This window comes from Streptomyces sp. QH1-20 (assembly GCF_041283565.1).
In the GTDB taxonomy this organism is placed as follows: Bacteria; Actinomycetota; Actinomycetes; order Streptomycetales; family Streptomycetaceae; genus Streptomyces; species Streptomyces syringius.
This window is the reverse complement of the sequence record NZ_CP166299.1, coordinates 5,177,966-5,193,165: the sequence shown is the minus strand read 5'-3', so window position 1 is coordinate 5,193,165 and position 15,200 is coordinate 5,177,966. Positions and strand designations below refer to the sequence as shown.

Here is a 15,200-nt window from a genome sequence, read left to right as displayed (position 1 = left end):
AGCCGGGCCAACATCGGGCCAAAGCCTGTCAGCCCGCGTCCGCCGATCCCAGGGTCAGTTGCACGGTGCGCTCCCGGCCGCCGCGCTCGACGGTCAGACCGAGCCGGTCGCCCGGGCGATGACTGCGGATCTTGACGATCAGTTCCTGGCCGCTGTGCACCGGAACGCCGTCGACCTTGGTGATCACGTCCCGGGGCTCGATGCCCGCCTTGTCGCCCGGCCCGCCGGGTGTCACGGCGGGGCCCTTGGCGCCCTGGGTGTTCACCCGCGCGCCGTCGCCCGTGAACTCCATGTCGAGCGTCACGCCGATGACCGGGTGGGTGGCCTTGCCGGTGTTGATCAGCTCTTCGGCGACCCGCTTGGCCTGGTTGATCGGTATGGCGAAGCCCAGGCCGATGCTGCCGCCCTGGCCGCCGCCGGGGCCGTCCTCGCTCCCGGCGGAGCGGATGGCGCTGTTGATGCCGATCACGCGGGCCTGGGCATCCATCAGGGGGCCGCCGGAGTTACCCGGATTTATGGGCGCATCGGTCTGCAGCGCGTCGACGTAGCTGACGTCGCTGCCGTCGCGCTTCTCGCCGCCCGCGGTGATCGGGCGCTCCTTGGCGCTGATGATGCCGGTCGTGACCGTGCCCGCGAGGTCGAACGGCGCCCCGATGGCGACGACGGAGTCACCGACCTGCACGGAGTCCGAATTGCCCAGGGGCAGCGGGGTCAGCCCGGAGACCCCGGTGACCTTGATGACGGCCAGGTCGTAGCCGCTGTCCCGGCCGACGACGGTGGCCTTGGCGGTCTGGCCGCCGTTGAAGGTCACGGATATGGAGCCGTCGGCCCCGGCGGGCTCCACGACGTGGTTGTTGGTGAGGATGTGGCCCCGCTTGTCGAGCACGAAGCCCGTGCCGGTGCCCTGGTCCTCGCCGCCGCGCACATGGATCGTCACCACGCCGGGCAGCGCGCGGGCGGCGATGCCCGCGATGCTGCCGGGGGCGCGGCTCGCCTGCTCCGCTGACGCCTGCGGCAGCGTCACGTTCCCGCCGATGCCGCCGTCCCGCTCCAGGTGGGCACCGATCGCGCCGCCGATCCCACCAGCGGCCAGGGCCACCAGAGCGGCCCCTGCCACGAGCCTGCCGCGCCGGGCCCGCTTCGCCGGTGCCTCGACGGGGTGGGAACCCGGCGCGCCCTGCGGCCGGGCTGCCCAGGGGTCGTACTGCCAGGGACCCGGCTGGGGCCCGGCCGGGGGCGCCGCGGCCGGGAAGGGGGTGCCGTGCGCGGGGGTGACGCCCGCCGGCGGCAGATGGGTGCCGTGCGCCGGGGTCACCGGGCGCTGGACGGGCGGTGCGGGGGCCCAGGGGCCCGGACCGCCGTACGGGGGCGTCCCGTACGGATCGGGGGCGTGCAGGGGGGCCGGGGCGGCGTCGTGGCCGGGGGCGGGGGTGACGGGCGGGGCCACCGGGTCCGCGGGGGTCTGCTCGGCCGGGTGCGCGGGGTGCGCCTCCCGCGGTGCGTCCTGCGGCAGGGGCGGCGCCACGGGCCGCGCCTCGGCACCCGCGTACTGCTGCGCCCCCGGGGGTACGGGCTGCTCGCCCGCCCCGTCCGGCCGGTCGGCCTGCGCCCGGCGCGGACGGCTCCACCACTGCGGCTTGGGCCCGGGAGCCCCCGCCTTCCCCTCGTCCATCTTCTCCCCACGGTTCGCCTGAGGGCGCGCGGCATCGCCCGAGGCATGCCCGGCCCACTATGGATTCAACCAGGTCTGCCCGGTTGTGCGCAGTGGGCCTCGGTTGTCAGTGCGAAGTGGACGAGCCCGCCGCGGGCGGGGACGGGAGGGCCGTCGGGACGGCGAGCGTGGTGCGGATGAGCGGCGGCAGGAGCGGCGCCCCGGAGGGGCGCAGCAGGGCCACGCTCAGCGAGGTGGGCACCACGGGGGCGCTCATCGCGGTGGGCCGGTCCTGCGAGGCGGCGGCCATCCCCCGCTCCCGGCGGGTGTCCTCACGGACCCGGCCGGGGGCCATGGCGAGCGGGCTCGCGATCCGCCGGGCGTTCTCGGCCCGGGCCCGGGGGCTGTCCACGGTCGTCTCCAGCGGCTGGGAGCCGCCGAGGGCGAACGCGGCGAGCGAGACGGCACCGGCCGCGGCGAAGGCGAACCGGCGCCCGCGCACACTGCCGCGCTCCACGTCGTGGGTGCGGAAGCCGCGCTCAAGGGGCCGGTGGTCGACGCCCGGGAGCAGAGCCAGCTCCTCCGCCCGTACGCCGAAGGCGCCTTTTCCCGGACCGCCCGGGCCCTGCCGTCCGTCCGGCCCGTCATCGCCCCCGGTGGCCGGCAGGCCCTGGAGCCGCGCGAGCAGGCTGTCGGACAGCGGCGGGGGCGCCGCCTGGGCGAACACGCTTTTGAGCCGGCGCTGAGCGTCGGCTTCCGCTTTACATGTCCAGCAGGTCGCCAGGTGCGCGAGCACCCGCTCCCGAGAGTCGTGTCCCAACTCCCCGTCGACCAGGGCCGCGAGGCGGTCGCCGAGATGGTGCTCGGCGGGGGACTGACCGCCTGAACCGGTCACGCGATCCCGACCTCCCTACCCAAAGGAATGCCGGGAGCCACACCCGCCACCGCGCGCTGCTCGGCCCGGGCGGCGGGCGAGCGGTGCTGCAGGGCCTTGCGCAGATGGGAGCGGCCACGGTGGATACGGCTGCGCACGGTGCCGAGCTTCACGCCGAGGGTCGCGGCGATCTCCTCGTAGGACAGTCCTTCAATGTCGCACAGGACCACCGCGGCGCGGAACTCCGGGGCGAGGGTGTCCAGCGCCTGCTGGACGTCCGCGTCGAAGTGCGTGTCGTTGAAGTGCTGCTGCGGGGAGGGCTCGCGGCTGGGCAGCCGCTCCGCGGCGTCGTCGCCCAGCGCGTCGAAGCGGATGCGCTGACGGCGCCGGACCATGTCGAGGAAGAGGTTGGTGGTGATGCGGTGCAGCCACCCCTCGAACGTGCCCGGGGTGTACGTGGACAGCGATCGGAAGACACGGACGAAGACCTCCTGCGTGAGGTCCTCGGCATCGTGCTGGTTACCGGTCAGGCGGTAGGCGAGACGGTAGACCCGGCCACTGTGAGTGCTGACGATCTCCTCCCAGGTGGGAGGGGTCCACGCCTGAGCATCCGCATCGGTGGCGAAAGTCGCGGTGGATGCGTCTGCGGTGCGGGTGGGGTTGTCAGCAGTGTTGGTCACGGATTTCGGCTCGACGGCGGACCTGCGAAAGCGCCGCAGCGCTCTCCGACGGTCTCCGGCCGCAGCCGCACCTCCCCTGTCGGCTCTGGCGGTCTCCAGTAGAGCCCCTACCATATCCACCCCGCCCGTTAGCTCCGGATAAGTATTTTTGACCTGCTTTTGGTCTTGGTCCGCCAACTGCCTCTGCTCCTCTCAACGCCCGGTCCCATCTGCGGGTTCCCGTGGTCAGCGGATACAGTCACGGGTGCGTCGACTACGGGGACAGGAGAGGGCCATTACCGGCAACCGGCAGACGAGCTGGGCGTTCGCCGATGCGTTCGTCGCCGAGGACGAGGCGCTGCGCTGGGCCCGTGACCGGGCCCGTGAGGCAGGTCTTCGCTCGGTGTCGTCCGGCACCGGCGCCGCGCTGCGCCTGCTCGCCGCGGCGGTGGACGCCAAGGCCGTCGCCGAGATCGGCACCGGCACCGGGGTCTCCGGTATCCACCTCCTGCACGGCATGCGGCCCGACGGCGTGCTGACGACGGTGGACAGCGACCCCGAGAGCCAGCAGTTCGCCCGGCAGGCGTTCCGCGCGGCGGGCTTCGCCGGCAACCGGGCGCGCTTCATCCCCGGCCGTGCGCTGGAGGTGCTGCCGCGCCTCGCCGACGGCGGGTACGACCTGGTCTTCTGCGACGGCGACCGGCTGGAGTGCCTCGACTACCTAGCCGAATCGTTGCGCCTGCTGCGGCCCGGCGGCCTCGTCTGCTTCGAGGGCGTCTTCGCCGACGGCCGCACCGTGGACTCCGCGGCGCAGCCCGCGGAGGTCCAGCGGCTGCGCGAACTGCTCCGGGCGGTACGCGAGTCCACCGTGCTGCTGCCGTCCCTGCTGCCGGTCGGCGACGGACTGCTGTGCGCCGTGCGGCGCGGCTGAGCGGTGCGACGGGGCGGGAAAGCGGCATGACGGGGGCCTGGGCAGGCCCCGGACATGCCACTGCCCCGGTGCCGGTGATCCGGCTGCCGGGGCAGTAAAAGAATCGTGGGCCTGCGTCAGCCGACGACCTTCTTCAGGGCGTCTCCGAGGGCCTCGGCCTCGTCCGGTGTCAGCTCGACGACGAGACGACCGCCGCCTTCGAGCGGAACCCGCATGACGATGCCCCGCCCCTCCTTGGTCACCTCGAGCGGGCCATCGCCCGTCCGCGGCTTCATGGCCGCCATGCTCGTTCCCCTTCCTGAAACCAGCTCATCGTCAGCCGACGGGTCCCTGGCAGGGCTCCGCATCACCGGCATCGAACACATTGCTTCCAGGCCATTATCCCGCATCGCGCGACCCGATGACCAACATCGGTCCGCATCCCTTCGACAACGCTCTCGCGCAAAACCACCCAATTCGGGGATCCGGCTGCGATACTGCTCCGCCACCACACCCGCACAGAGTCCCGATTCTTTGACGCAGGTCACATATCGACTGCGGATGATCTCCGGCATGCTGAGCCTGGACCACAGCCGACCGAGGGAGGGACCGCACCATGGCCGACACCGTGTTGTACCAGGTGAACGACGGACTCGCGACGATCACACTGAATCGTCCCGACGCCATGAACGCGCTGAACATCGAGACCAAGGTCGCGCTGCTCCGGGCCCTGGGCGAGGCGGCGGGCGACCCGGCCGTACGGGCCGTGCTGCTCACCGCCACCGGCCGCGCCTTCTGCGTCGGCCAGGACCTCAAGGAACACGTCGAGCTGCTCGGCCACGACGCCGAGAAGGTGATGAGCACGGTCGCGGAGCACTACAACCCGATCGTCACCGCGATCACGAGCATGCCGAAGCCCGTCGTCGCCGGGGTCAACGGGGTCGCGGCGGGCGCGGGCGCGGGCTTCGCCTTCGCGGCGGACTACCGCGTGGTCGCGGACACCGCGGGCTTCAACACCTCTTTCGCCGGGGTGGCGCTCACCGCCGACTCGGGCGTCTCCTGGACCCTCCCCCGCCTCATCGGCCACAGCCGCGCCGCCGATCTGCTGCTCTTCCCGCGCAATGTCAGCGCCCAGGAGGCGCAGGAGCTGGGCATCGCGAACAAGGTCGTCCCGGCCGCGGAGCTGGCCGCCGAGGCGAGCGCCGTGGCCCGCCGGCTGGCGGACGGCCCGACCTTCGCCTACGCGGCGATCAAGGCGTCCCTGGACTTCGCCGCGGGCCACTCGCTGACCGAGGCACTGGACAAGGAGAACGAGCTCCAGGCCAAGGCGGGCGCCTCCGACGACCACCGGATCGCGGTGGACGCCTTCCTGAAGAAGGAGAAGCCGAAGTACGTGGGGCGCTGACGCCAGGCGCCGCCGGGCGGGCTGCTGCGCTGTGTCCTCAATCGCCGGACGGGCTTGTTGTGGCTGAGCTCAGCCACAACAAGCCCGTCCGGCGATTGAGGACGCGCCCGCAGGGCGCCCGCCGGCCGGGCGCCGGACACATCAGGCTGTCGCAGACCCCCGCGGCGGCAGCCGCCTGGCGTGGCAGTCCGCGAGGTGGTCGTCGACCAGGCCGCAGGCCTGCATCAAGGCGTACGCGGTCGTGGGGCCGATGAAGCGGAAGCCGCGCTTCTTGAGCTCCTTGGCCAGCGCCGTGGACTCGGGGGTCGTCGCGGGCACATCGGCCCACGTGCGCGGGACGGGCCGGTCGGGCCCGGGGGCGTAGGACCAGATGAGCGCGTCCAGCTCACCGGGCTCCCACTGCGCCGCGACCTTGGCGTTGCCGATCGCGGCCGCGATCTTCGCGCGGTTGCGGATGATGCCCGGGTCGGCCAGCAGCCGCTCGGCGTCCGCGTCCGTGAAGGCCGCCACCGCGGGGATGGAGAAGCCGGCGAAGGCCGCCCGGAAGCCCTCCCGGCGGCGCAGGATCGTCAGCCACGACAGCCCGGACTGGAACGCCTCCAGGCACATCCGCTCGTACAGCGCGTCGTCACCGCGCACCGGGAGGCCCCACTCGGTGTCGTGATAGACGCGGTAGTCCGCCATGGACTCCGCCTCCAGGCCCCACGGACAGCGCGCCAGCCCGTCCGGACCTGCGACCGCACCCACGCTCATGATCCCGATCCCCCGTCCCGGCCGTCCGCCGTCGCGTCCCCGTCGGCACGCCCGTCGGCACGCCCGTCGGGGTCGTACTGATCCGACTCCTGGCCACGGCCTTCACCCTGCCCGGCCCGAGCCGGGTGACCGGAGTCGCCCTTGAGCAGCCCCGGCCCGCTCATGGCCGACGCCTGCGCCCCGGCGAGCGCCGCTTCCAGCTCGGCGATCCGGGCGTCGCGCTCGGCCAGCTCGGCGGCGAGCCGGTCCAGGGCGTCGTCGGTCTCGACCATGCGGTAGCCGCGCAGGGCGACCGGCAGCCGCAGCGCGTCGACGTCGGCCCGGCCCAACGGGCGCTCGGCGGGCAGCTGCGGGCCGATCCGGTCGGGAGCCGCGTCGGCCAGGGCACCGCCGCTGCCGCCGCCGACGGCGAGCGTCACCGCGCCCACCACCACGAGCAGCGTGATGAGAAAGAACCAGAACACGACCATCTCCCCGAGGTGCGCCCGTCACGCGGTGCGTCGGTATTCCGCAAGCCAAACCGTGCTCCACGATCGTGCCATGCCCCACTGACGGTTATGGTCGCTGGCGGACCACGGAGAGGGAGTACGGAAAATGCTGCGGCTGGGACGACGCGAGTTCGACGAGCGTGAACCGGTGATCATGGCGATCGTGAACCGGACGCCGGACTCCTTCTACGACCAGGGCGCCACCTTCCACGACGAGCCCGCGCTGGACCGGGTCGAGCAGGCGGTGTCGGAAGGTGCCGCCATCATCGACATCGGCGGTGTGAAGGCCGGTCCCGGCGAGGAGGTGACCGCCGAGGAGGAGGCGCGCCGCACGGTCGGCTTCGTGGCCGAGGTGCGCAGGCGCCACCCGGACGTGGTGATCAGCGTGGACACCTGGCGGCACGACGTCGGCGAAGCGGTCTGCGAGGCCGGCGCGGACGTGCTCAACGACGCGTGGGGCGGGGTCGACCCCAAGCTCGCCGAGGTCGCCGCCCGGTACGGCGCGGGGCTCGTGTGCACGCACGCGGGCGGTGTCGAGCCGCGCACCCGGCCGCACCGGACGGAGTACGACGACGTGATGGCCGACATCCTGCGGGTGACCCTCGGGCTGGCCGAGCGGGCCGTCGGGCTCGGGGTCCGCCGCGACGGCATCATGATCGACCCGGGCCACGACTTCGGGAAGAACACCCGGCACTCGCTGGAGGCGACCCGTCGGCTCGGCGAGATGACGGAGACCGGCTGGCCGGTGCTCGTCTCGCTGTCGAACAAGGACTTCGTGGGCGAGACGCTCGACAAGCCGGTGAAGGAGCGGGTGCTGGGCACCCTCGCGACGACGGCGGTCTCGGCGTGGCTGGGAGCCCAGGTCTACCGCGTGCACGAGGTCGCGGAAACCAAGCAGGTGCTGGACATGGTGGCCTCCATCGCCGGTTACCGCGCACCTGCGGTGGCCAGGCGGGGACTCGCCTAGCGCGCATCGGGCGCCGGACGGGCCGGAAGGCGGCCCGTCCGGCGCCCGAGGACCCCCGTTACGTCCCCGCTTCCTTCGTCACCAGGCCGATCGCCTCGTCGACGTCATCCGTGAGGTGGAAGAGCTGGAGGTCGTGCGCCCCCGCCTTGCCCTGCGCGATCAGCGTGCCGCGCAGCCAGTCGACCAGGCCCTGCCAGTACGCGGTGCCGAAGAGCACGATCGGGAAGCGCGTGACCTTCTTCGTCTGGACGAGGGTCAGCGCCTCGAACAGCTCGTCGAGGGTGCCGAGCCCGCCGGGCAGGACGACGAACCCGCTCGCGTACTTCACGAACATCGTCTTGCGGACGAAGAAGTAGCGGAAGTCCACGCCGAGGTTCACATAGGGGTTGAGCCCCTGCTCGAAGGGCAGCTCGATGCCGAGGCCGACCGAGACGCCGCCCGCCTCCGTCGCGCCCTTGTTCGCCGCTTCCATCGCCCCGGGCCCACCGCCCGTGATCACCGCGAAGCCCGCCTCGACCAGCCCGCGCCCGATCGCCACCCCGGCCTCGTACTCCGAGGAGTCACGGGGCGTACGGGCCGAGCCGAACACGCTGATGGCGGGTGGCAGTTCGGCGAGGGCGCCGAAGCCCTCGACGAACTCGGACTGGATGCGCATGACCCGGAAGGGGTCCTCGTGCACCCAGTCCGCGGTGCCTCTCGTGTCCAGCAGGTGCTGGTCGGTGGTCCCCTGCTGCATCTGACCGTGCCGGCGTGTGACCGGCCCCCGGCGCTGTTCCCGCTGCGCGCGCCTGCCGTCGGGACTGTCCATACCGTGCTCCCTCCGCATGGGGCCTCCCCGCCGGAAGCGGGGGAAGGATCTTCCGATCAGCCTAGGCCCCCGCGCGGGGCGCGCAGCGGAATTCGCGATTGCGGAGGGAGCTGACGGACCGGCGGGGGCCCGAGGGGCCGTCAGCTCGTCAGCCAGGCACGCAGCCGCTCCGCGCAGTCGTCGACGAGGGAGGCCAGCACCCGCTCGTCGCGCTTGTGCGCGAGCAGCGGGTCGCCGGGGCCGTAGTTCACCGCGGGCACCCCGAGGGCGCTGAAGCGCGAGACGTCCGTCCAGCCGAACTTGGGCTTCGCCGTCCCGCCGACGGCCGCCATGAAGGCGACGGCGGCCGGGTGGGACAGCCCGGGCAGCGCGGCGGCCGAGTGGTCGTCCACCACCAGCTCCGCCACCCCGCAGTCCGCGAAGAACTCACGGACGTAGTCGAGCGCCTCGGCCTCGCTGCGGTCGGGCGCGTAACGGAAGTTGACGGCGACGGTGCAGACGTCGGGGATGACGTTGCCCGCCACGCCGCCCTCGATACGGACGGCGTTGAGCCCCTCCCGGTACTCCAGTCCGTCGATCACCGGGCGCCGCGGCTCGTAGGCCGCCAGCCGGGCGAGGATCGGCGCCGCCGCGTGGATGGCGTTGCTGCCCATCCAGGAGCGCGCCGAGTGGGCCCGCTCGCCCTGGGTGCGCAGCAGCACCCGCAGGGTGCCCTGGCAGCCGCCCTCGACCTGGCCGCTGGAGGGTTCCAGCAGTACGGCGAAGTCCCCGGCGAGCCAGTCGGGGTGCGCCTCGGCGACGTGGCCGAGGCCGTTGAGGTGGGCGGCGACCTCTTCGTTGTCGTAGAAGACGAAGGTCAGATCGCGGTTCGGCTCGGGCACCGTCGCGGCGATGCGCAGCTGCACGGCGACGCCGGACTTCATGTCGCTGGTGCCGCAGCCCCACAGATAGCCGTCGTCGTCCAGCCGGGAGGGGACGTTGTCGGCGATGGGGACGGTGTCCAGGTGGCCGGCCAGCACGACGCGCTCGGCGCGGCCCAGGTTCGTACGGGCCACGACGTTGTTGCCGTACCGGTCGACCGTGAGGTGGGGCAGGGTGCGCAGCGCTTGTTCGACGGCGTCGGCGAGGGCTTTCTCGTCACCGCTCACCGACGGGAAGTCGACGAGCCGAGCGGTCAGGGTGCTCGCGTCGAGGGACAGGTCAAGTGCGGCATGGTCCATGCCGCGACTCTAACTCTCGCGGTCGTGTTCGAGGAGTCCCGGGGCGATTTCGGGCACTTCGGGAAAGGAGCTCGAAAGGCATGGGACCGGGAAAGGCACGGTCCGGCTCAATCGATTCTTATGTCTCTCCAGTAACGTGGCCCGCATGTCCCGGATCTCCCTCGCCCGCCGTGGCCGACTGCTGCGTACCGTGGCCGCCTGTGCCGTGCTGCTGGCATTGATCGGGTATCTGGTGGCACATTTCGTGACAGCCGGGCCGGGTGCGCCCCGGTGCGTCGTCCGGGATCACGGCGAGGAGTATTCGCTCGACCCCGAACAGGCGGTCAACGCCGCGACGATCTCCGCCGTGGGCACCTCCCGCGTACTGCCGGAGCGGGCGGTGACGATCGCGCTCGCGACGGCCATGCAGGAGTCGGGGCTGCGCAACATCCACCACGGCGACCGCGATTCGCTGGGGCTGTTCCAGCAGCGGCCCACCCAGGGCTGGGGCACCGCACGGCAGATCACCGATCCGGTGTACGCGTCGGGGAAGTTCTACGCTCATCTGGTCGAGGTGCCGGGCTACTCGCGGCTGCCGCTCACGGTGGCCGCGCAGAAGGTGCAGCGCAGCGGATTCCCGCAGGCGTACGCCAAGCACGAGCCGCGCGCGGCGCTGCTCGCCTCGGCGCTCACCGGCCGCACGGCGGGCGCGTTCAGCTGCGCGAGGAGCCCCGGTGACGGAAAGCCGGGCGACCCCTCGGCGGTACAGGCGAAGCTGACACGCGAGTTCGGCGCGCTGGTGCGCCCGGTCGTGGGCGCCGGGGCCGGCGGCGGCGCCAAGGGTGCCGCGGGCGCCCGCACGGTGACGGTCCCGCTGCGGGCGGCGTCGACGGAGGACGATCTGCCGCGGCGCGGCTGGGCGTTGGCGTCGTGGGCGGTGGCGCACGCCGCCGAACTGCGCATCGAACGCGTCTCCTTCGACGGCCGGGTATGGACGGCGGAGGATTCCGCCGCGGGCTGGCGGAAGAACGCGGGGCACGCCGGGGAATCCGGTGCGGATACGACTCCCACCGTCCGGATCACCACCGATCAGTAGTGCGATCACACCCTCTTCCGGGGGATGCCCGGCGTACGCGAATGCCGTGCTCACCGCATGCCCGGGAGGGCGGCGGGATTTACCCGAATCCCTTGTGACTAAAGGCTTGTAAGCCTTCCGCACCGCATCGCGGGCCGTCACGTTTGCCCGGGTTTTCACAGAGCTGATAATGCGACGCATTACGAACTCTTTACCCTGGGGCACCGCAACCTTCAAGGGATTCGCGCGGTAGTCACTGCGTCCGCTCGCCAGCCAGCAAGCCGGACAGCAAACCTCCTCCACTCCGTCAAAGGAGCAACATGTCCCTCCCCCTCACGCGTCGGATCGCCCAGGCGGCACTCCTCGTCGCAGCGGGTGCCGCCGGCGCCGTCGGCGCGGCCGGCGCCGCGAGCGCCGCGGACGTGACCCAGGCCCCCCTGAGCGCCCTGGACACCGCGAACGTGACCAACAACGTGAGCGCGGTCACCGACCAGGCCGGTGGCACGGCGACGAACCTCGGGGGCAAGGCCGTCGAGGGCGTACCCGCCGCCACCAAGACCGTCGGCAAGGTCGGCAAGGAGGCCACCCCGGTCGTCCAGAAGGCCGCGGGCCAGGTCGGCTCCTCCGCCGGCAAGGTCGTGGGTGAGACCGCCAACACCGCGACCAAGGGCGGGCTGCCCAGCACCCCGCTCGGCGGCTGATCCAGCAGCGCGCCGCTCACGCGAGAGGGCCCGGGAGTCACCTCCCGGGCCCTTTCGCGTGTCTGCCGCCGCGGCTATTGCGCGAGCCGGCTGACCGCCGCCGCGACCCGCTCGTCGGTCGCGGTGAAGGCGATCCGCACGAAGCGCTCGCCCGCCGTGCCGTAGAAGTCACCGGGGGCGACAAGGATGCCGCGCTTGGAGAGCTCGCCGACGGTGTCCCAGCACGGCTCGTCGCGCGTGGCCCACAGGTACAGCGACGCCTCGCTGTGCTCGATCCGGAAGCCCGCGCCCTCGAAGGCCGCGCGCAGGGCGGCCCGGCGGCGGGCGTAGCGCTCGCGCTGCTCGGTGACGTGCGTGGTGTCGCCGAGGGCGGCGACGGTGGCGGCCTGGACGGGGGCGGCGACCATCATGCCGCCGTGCTTGCGGATCTGGAGCAGCTCGCCGAGGACGGCCGCGTCACCGGCGAGGAACGCCGCGCGGTAGCCCGCCAGGTTCGAGCGCTTGGAGAGGGAGTGGACGGCGACGATGCCCTCGTAGGAGCCGCCGCAGACCTCCGGGTGCAGCACGGAGACCGGGTCGGCCTCCCAGCCCAGCTCCAGGTAGCACTCGTCGCTGAAGAGCAGCACGCCGTGCTCGCGCGCCCAGGCGACCGTGCGCCGCAGCTCGTCCGCCGACAGGACGCGGCCCGTCGGGTTGGACGGGGAGTTCAGCCAGAGCAGCTTGAGGCCGGTGGGGTCGAGCTCCGTCGGGTCGTCGTAGACGACGGGCTCGGCGCCCGCGAGCCGCGCGCCGACCTCGTACGTCGGGTAGGCGAGCCGCGGGTAGCCGACCTTGTCGCCGGCGGTGAGGCCGAGCTGGGTCGGCAGCCAGGCCACCAGCTCCTTGGAGCCGACGACGGGCAGCACATTGGTCTCGGCCAGTCCCTCGGCGCCCAGGCGGCTCGCCGCCCAGCCGGTCAGGGCCGCGCGCAGCGCGGGCGTCCCCCACACGGTGGGGTAGCCGGGGCTGTCCGCCGCGTCGGTCAGCGCCCGCTGGATCAGCTCCGGGACGGGGTCGACGGGGGTGCCCACCGACAGGTCCACGATGCCGTCCGGGTGGGCCGCGGCGGCGGCCTTGTAGGGCTCGAGCCGGTCCCAGGGGAAGGCGGGGAGGCGGGAGGAGACTGCGCCCACGATTCTCTCTCTTACGTCAGTCCGAAGTCGGTCTTGGGTCGGCGGTCCGCCGTGGAAACGCCGCGGCCCCGTACGGCGGAAGTGCCGTACGGGGCCGCGGCGGCGCTGGCGGGGCGATCAGTGCTCGCCCTCGGCCTGCGGCGGCAGCGCCGCGATGAAGGGGTGATCACGCTCGATCAGGCCGAGCTTGGAGGCACCACCGGGCGAACCGAGCTCGTCGAAGAACTCGACGTTCGCCTTGTAGTAGTCCTTCCACTCCTCAGGAGTGTCGTCCTCGTAGAAGATCGCTTCCACGGGGCATACCGGCTCACAGGCACCACAGTCGACGCATTCGTCCGGGTGGATGTACAAGGACCGGGAGCCCTCGTAGATGCAGTCGACGGGGCACTCCTCGATGCACGCCTTGTCCTTCACGTCGACACAAGGCTGCGCGATGACGTAGGTCACGCTGTCGTTCCTCCTCGGTAGGGCTCATCTCGCGCGGGAGCGCGGCGTCGTCGATGCCCACACCTAGTATCTCCGTTTCCGGGCACATGACGAACAGGAGGGGTGGGGAGAGCTGTGGAATTCACCACGGGCGGACGACTGGAAGTCCGGATCAATACCGCTGATGTAGGAAAAAGGGTATCTGTACGTCTCCTGAACGACCGCGAGCGTTCACCGGAGCGCTTCACCGACGTGGTGGGGGTGCTCGCGTCCTGGGACCACGGTGTGTTGCGGATCACACGCCGGAACGGGGAAACGGTCGAGGTCAAGGAGTCGGCGCTCGTCGCGGGGAAGGTCGTGCCGGACGCCCCGGCGCGGCGGCGCGGCCCGGCCACGAGCACGCGCGAGCTCCAGGAGGTCGCGGCGCGGGGCTGGCCCGCGCGGGAGACCGGGCGGCTGGGCGACTGGACCCTGCGGGCGGCGGGCGGCTTCACCGCCCGGGCCAACTCGGCGCTGCCCCTCGGCGATTGCGGACTGCCGCTGCCGGCCGCCGTGGACCGGGTCACCGCGTGGTACGCCGAGCGCTCGCTGCCCGCGTCGGTGCAGGTCACCACGGGGGACGCCGCGGCGGACGCGATGCTTGACGCCGAGCTCGCCGGTCGCGGCTGGACGGCCGAGCGGCACGCGGTGATGCGCACCGCCGCACTGGCGCCGATCGCCGACCGGGCGGACCGCACGGCCACGGACGAGGTCCTGCTCTCCCGCGAGCCCTCCGAGGCCTGGCTCGGCGCGTACGGGCGGGCCGCGACGGCCCCCGGGAGCGCCGACGACGCGTTGGCGGTGCTGGCCGGCGGGCCGTCGGTCTGGTTCGCGACCGTACCGGGCGGGCCGGGCGAGACCGGTCCGGCGGCGATCGGCCGCTGTGTGGTGGACGGCCGGTGGGCGGGGTTCGCCGCGCTGGAGGTCGGCCCCGCCCACCGTCGGCGGGGGCTGGGCACCCTGGTGATGGCACGGCTGGCCCAGCGGGCCCTCGCCGAGGGCGCCTCCGCCGCGTACCTCCAGGTCGAGACGGACAACGGCGCCGCCCACGGCCTCTACGACGACCTCGGCTTCACCACGCACCACACCTACCACTACCGCCGCGAGCCCCAGCGGTAGGCACGGTCGCGGCCGCATCATGGAAACCGGCGATGGGCTTGTCGTCCACCGCCCCGAGCGGGTACGAGGCACGTATGCACGAGACGACTGGCCGACGGCAGCGGTTCACGGAGGCGGCCCGGGAGGTGCGCCCGGACCTCGCCCTGCTCTGTCTGCTGGTCGCCGCCGAAGCGCACGCCGGGTCCCGGTCCGGGGCGAAGGCCCCGCCGGAGGAGGCCCCCTCCGAGGAGGACCGGATCGATGCCGCGCAGATAGAGCTGGACCGGCTCGCCGGCCTGCTGCCGGCGCTCGGCCGCCAGGCCGGACCGAGGCGGTGGGCGGAGGCGCTCGCGCAGCTGCTCGGCGAGCGCTGCGGCTTCCACGGCTCCGCCGCGGACTACCGCAGGCTGGAGTCCTCGCTGCTCGACGAGGTGCTGCTGCGCCGCCGCGGCCTGCCGATCCTGCTGTCCGTGGTGTGGCTGGAGGTGGCGCGGCGGGCGGGCGCGCCGGTGTACGGGGTGGCGCTGCCCGGCCACTTCGTCGTCGGCTTCGGCGACCCGTACGGGGAGAAGGTGCTGGTCGACCCCTTCGACGGTGGCCGGCCGCTGTCCGACGAGGACGCCGGGCTGCTGGTCGCGGGCGCGACCGGGGCCCCCTTGTCACCGTCGATGTTCGCCCCCGCGGAGCCGCTGGACATCGTGCTGCGGGTGCTGAACAACATCCGCGCCTGGGCCGCCGCCCGGCCCGAGCGCAGCGACGTCCAGCTGTGGGCCCTCGAACTCTCCCTGCTGCTCCCCCGCCACCCCGCCCGGCTGCGCTACGAGCGCGCCGAGCTGCTCGTGGAGCGCGGGGACTTCCTGCGCGGCGCGCGGGAGCTGGAGGAGTACGCGGAGGTGATCGCGGCGGTGGAGCCGGGCACGGCCAGTACTGTGCTGGGCCAGGCGCGCGCGGCGCGGGCGATGCTCAACTGACAGG

At 72.8% G+C, this 15,200-nt stretch carries 17 protein-coding genes; 7 read left to right on the top strand and 10 right to left on the bottom strand.

The features are described from left to right. Positions 1-28: 28 nt before the first annotated feature. From AB8O64_RS23645 to sigE, 3 genes are all read right to left on the bottom strand, one after another. Positions 29-1,672: a trypsin-like peptidase domain-containing protein gene (locus AB8O64_RS23645; RefSeq protein ID WP_370421234.1), complete on the bottom strand. Its 1,644-nt coding sequence runs from the start codon at positions 1,670-1,672 to the stop codon at positions 29-31. A gap of 106 nt (positions 1,673-1,778) precedes the next feature. Beyond that, the gene (locus tag AB8O64_RS23640; protein ID WP_370421233.1) at positions 1,779-2,546 is read right to left on the bottom strand and encodes a zf-HC2 domain-containing protein; all 768 of its coding nucleotides are present in this window, start codon (positions 2,544-2,546) and stop codon (positions 1,779-1,781) included. Further along, the gene (gene sigE / locus AB8O64_RS23635; RefSeq protein ID WP_370421231.1) at positions 2,543-3,319 is read right to left on the bottom strand and encodes an RNA polymerase sigma factor SigE; all 777 of its coding nucleotides are present in this window, start codon (positions 3,317-3,319) and stop codon (positions 2,543-2,545) included. The genes AB8O64_RS23640 and sigE overlap by 4 nt, the downstream gene beginning before the upstream one ends. A 130-nt stretch (positions 3,320-3,449) precedes the next feature. Here sigE and AB8O64_RS23630 point away from each other — a divergent pair, with 130 nt between their 5' ends. Then, the gene (locus tag AB8O64_RS23630) at positions 3,450-4,115 is read left to right on the top strand and encodes an O-methyltransferase (protein WP_130879739.1); all 666 of its coding nucleotides are present in this window, start codon (positions 3,450-3,452) and stop codon (positions 4,113-4,115) included. Between the two features lie 116 nt (positions 4,116-4,231). Here the strand turns inward: AB8O64_RS23630 and AB8O64_RS23625 are convergent, their stop codons facing one another. Beyond that, on the bottom strand, positions 4,232-4,399 hold the full coding sequence (locus AB8O64_RS23625; RefSeq protein ID WP_009997451.1) for a DUF3117 domain-containing protein: 168 nt from the start codon (positions 4,397-4,399) through the stop codon (positions 4,232-4,234). 311 nt (positions 4,400-4,710) lie between these two features. On the opposite strand from AB8O64_RS23625, the gene AB8O64_RS23620 reads away from it, so the two are divergent. Next, positions 4,711-5,499, top strand: coding sequence for an enoyl-CoA hydratase/isomerase family protein (locus tag AB8O64_RS23620; protein WP_370421228.1), 789 nt, complete (start codon positions 4,711-4,713; stop codon positions 5,497-5,499). Positions 5,500-5,640: 141 nt separating this feature from the next. Here AB8O64_RS23620 and AB8O64_RS23615 read toward each other — a convergent pair whose 3' ends face one another. Both AB8O64_RS23615 and AB8O64_RS23610 read right to left on the bottom strand, forming a co-directional pair. After that, positions 5,641-6,252, bottom strand: a complete 612-nt coding sequence (locus AB8O64_RS23615; protein WP_370421227.1) for a DNA-3-methyladenine glycosylase I — start codon at positions 6,250-6,252, stop codon at positions 5,641-5,643. Further along, positions 6,249-6,722 (bottom strand): DivIVA domain-containing protein, encoded by a 474-nt coding sequence (locus AB8O64_RS23610; protein WP_370421226.1) that lies wholly within the window; start codon positions 6,720-6,722, stop codon positions 6,249-6,251. Before AB8O64_RS23610 ends, AB8O64_RS23615 begins: the two co-directional genes overlap by 4 nt. Before the next feature lie 124 nt (positions 6,723-6,846). On the opposite strand from AB8O64_RS23610, the gene folP reads away from it, so the two are divergent. Then, positions 6,847-7,707: a dihydropteroate synthase gene (gene folP / locus AB8O64_RS23605; RefSeq protein WP_370421224.1), complete on the top strand. Its 861-nt coding sequence runs from the start codon at positions 6,847-6,849 to the stop codon at positions 7,705-7,707. 58 nt (positions 7,708-7,765) lie between these two features. On the opposite strand, the gene AB8O64_RS23600 is transcribed toward folP, so the two are convergent. Together AB8O64_RS23600 and dapE are read right to left on the bottom strand one after the other, a co-directional pair. Continuing rightward, positions 7,766-8,515, bottom strand: a complete 750-nt coding sequence (locus AB8O64_RS23600; RefSeq protein WP_356454100.1) for a TIGR00730 family Rossman fold protein — start codon at positions 8,513-8,515, stop codon at positions 7,766-7,768. 140 nt (positions 8,516-8,655) lie between these two features. Further along, positions 8,656-9,735, bottom strand: a complete 1,080-nt coding sequence (gene dapE, locus AB8O64_RS23595) for a succinyl-diaminopimelate desuccinylase (RefSeq protein WP_370421221.1) — start codon at positions 9,733-9,735, stop codon at positions 8,656-8,658. A gap of 145 nt (positions 9,736-9,880) precedes the next feature. On the opposite strand from dapE, the gene AB8O64_RS23590 reads away from it, so the two are divergent. Beyond that, entirely contained in the window at positions 9,881-10,810 is a 930-nt protein-coding gene (locus AB8O64_RS23590) for a hypothetical protein (RefSeq protein ID WP_370421219.1), read from the top strand. A 299-nt stretch (positions 10,811-11,109) separates the two neighbouring features. Next, the gene (locus AB8O64_RS23585) at positions 11,110-11,490 is read left to right on the top strand and encodes an ATP-binding protein (protein WP_356454103.1); all 381 of its coding nucleotides are present in this window, start codon (positions 11,110-11,112) and stop codon (positions 11,488-11,490) included. Positions 11,491-11,564: 74 nt separating this feature from the next. Here AB8O64_RS23585 and dapC read toward each other — a convergent pair whose 3' ends face one another. Both dapC and fdxA read right to left on the bottom strand, forming a co-directional pair. Beyond that, a complete protein-coding gene (gene dapC / locus AB8O64_RS23580; RefSeq protein ID WP_370421218.1) occupies positions 11,565-12,662 on the bottom strand; it encodes a succinyldiaminopimelate transaminase in 1,098 nt (365 codons plus the stop codon). Between the two features lie 117 nt (positions 12,663-12,779). Continuing rightward, complete coding sequence (fdxA, locus tag AB8O64_RS23575) at positions 12,780-13,109, bottom strand: ferredoxin (RefSeq protein WP_087926433.1); 330 nt, start codon at positions 13,107-13,109, stop codon at positions 12,780-12,782. Positions 13,110-13,223: 114 nt separating this feature from the next. Here fdxA and AB8O64_RS23570 point away from each other — a divergent pair, with 114 nt between their 5' ends. Next, the gene (locus AB8O64_RS23570) at positions 13,224-14,246 is read left to right on the top strand and encodes a GNAT family N-acetyltransferase (protein WP_370421215.1); all 1,023 of its coding nucleotides are present in this window, start codon (positions 13,224-13,226) and stop codon (positions 14,244-14,246) included. A 74-nt stretch (positions 14,247-14,320) separates the two neighbouring features. Then, positions 14,321-15,196, top strand: coding sequence for a transglutaminase-like domain-containing protein (locus tag AB8O64_RS23565; RefSeq protein ID WP_370421214.1), 876 nt, complete (start codon positions 14,321-14,323; stop codon positions 15,194-15,196). Positions 15,197-15,200: the final 4 nt, after the last annotated feature.

What these genes read in the sequence shown, in the direction of transcription:
- AB8O64_RS23585 (WP_356454103.1), top strand. Translation starts at nt 11,110, where the DNA reads ATGTCCCTCCCCCTCACGCGTCGGATCGCCCAGGCGGCACTCCTCGTC.
- AB8O64_RS23590 (WP_370421219.1), top strand. Translation starts at nt 9,881, where the DNA reads ATGTCCCGGATCTCCCTCGCCCGCCGTGGCCGACTGCTGCGTACCGTG.
- sigE (WP_370421231.1), bottom strand. Translation starts at nt 3,319, where the DNA reads ATGGTAGGGGCTCTACTGGAGACCGCCAGAGCCGACAGGGGAGGTGCG.
- AB8O64_RS23645 (WP_370421234.1), bottom strand. Translation starts at nt 1,672, where the DNA reads ATGGACGAGGGGAAGGCGGGGGCTCCCGGGCCCAAGCCGCAGTGGTGG.
- AB8O64_RS23600 (WP_356454100.1), bottom strand. Translation starts at nt 8,515, where the DNA reads ATGGACAGTCCCGACGGCAGGCGCGCGCAGCGGGAACAGCGCCGGGGG.
- AB8O64_RS23565 (WP_370421214.1), top strand. Translation starts at nt 14,321, where the DNA reads ATGCACGAGACGACTGGCCGACGGCAGCGGTTCACGGAGGCGGCCCGG.
- AB8O64_RS23625 (WP_009997451.1), bottom strand. Translation starts at nt 4,399, where the DNA reads ATGGCGGCCATGAAGCCGCGGACGGGCGATGGCCCGCTCGAGGTGACC.
- folP (WP_370421224.1), top strand. Translation starts at nt 6,847, where the DNA reads ATGCTGCGGCTGGGACGACGCGAGTTCGACGAGCGTGAACCGGTGATC.
- AB8O64_RS23620 (WP_370421228.1), top strand. Translation starts at nt 4,711, where the DNA reads ATGGCCGACACCGTGTTGTACCAGGTGAACGACGGACTCGCGACGATC.
- dapE (WP_370421221.1), bottom strand. Translation starts at nt 9,735, where the DNA reads ATGGACCATGCCGCACTTGACCTGTCCCTCGACGCGAGCACCCTGACC.
- AB8O64_RS23610 (WP_370421226.1), bottom strand. Translation starts at nt 6,722, where the DNA reads ATGGTCGTGTTCTGGTTCTTTCTCATCACGCTGCTCGTGGTGGTGGGC.
- AB8O64_RS23615 (WP_370421227.1), bottom strand. Translation starts at nt 6,252, where the DNA reads ATGAGCGTGGGTGCGGTCGCAGGTCCGGACGGGCTGGCGCGCTGTCCG.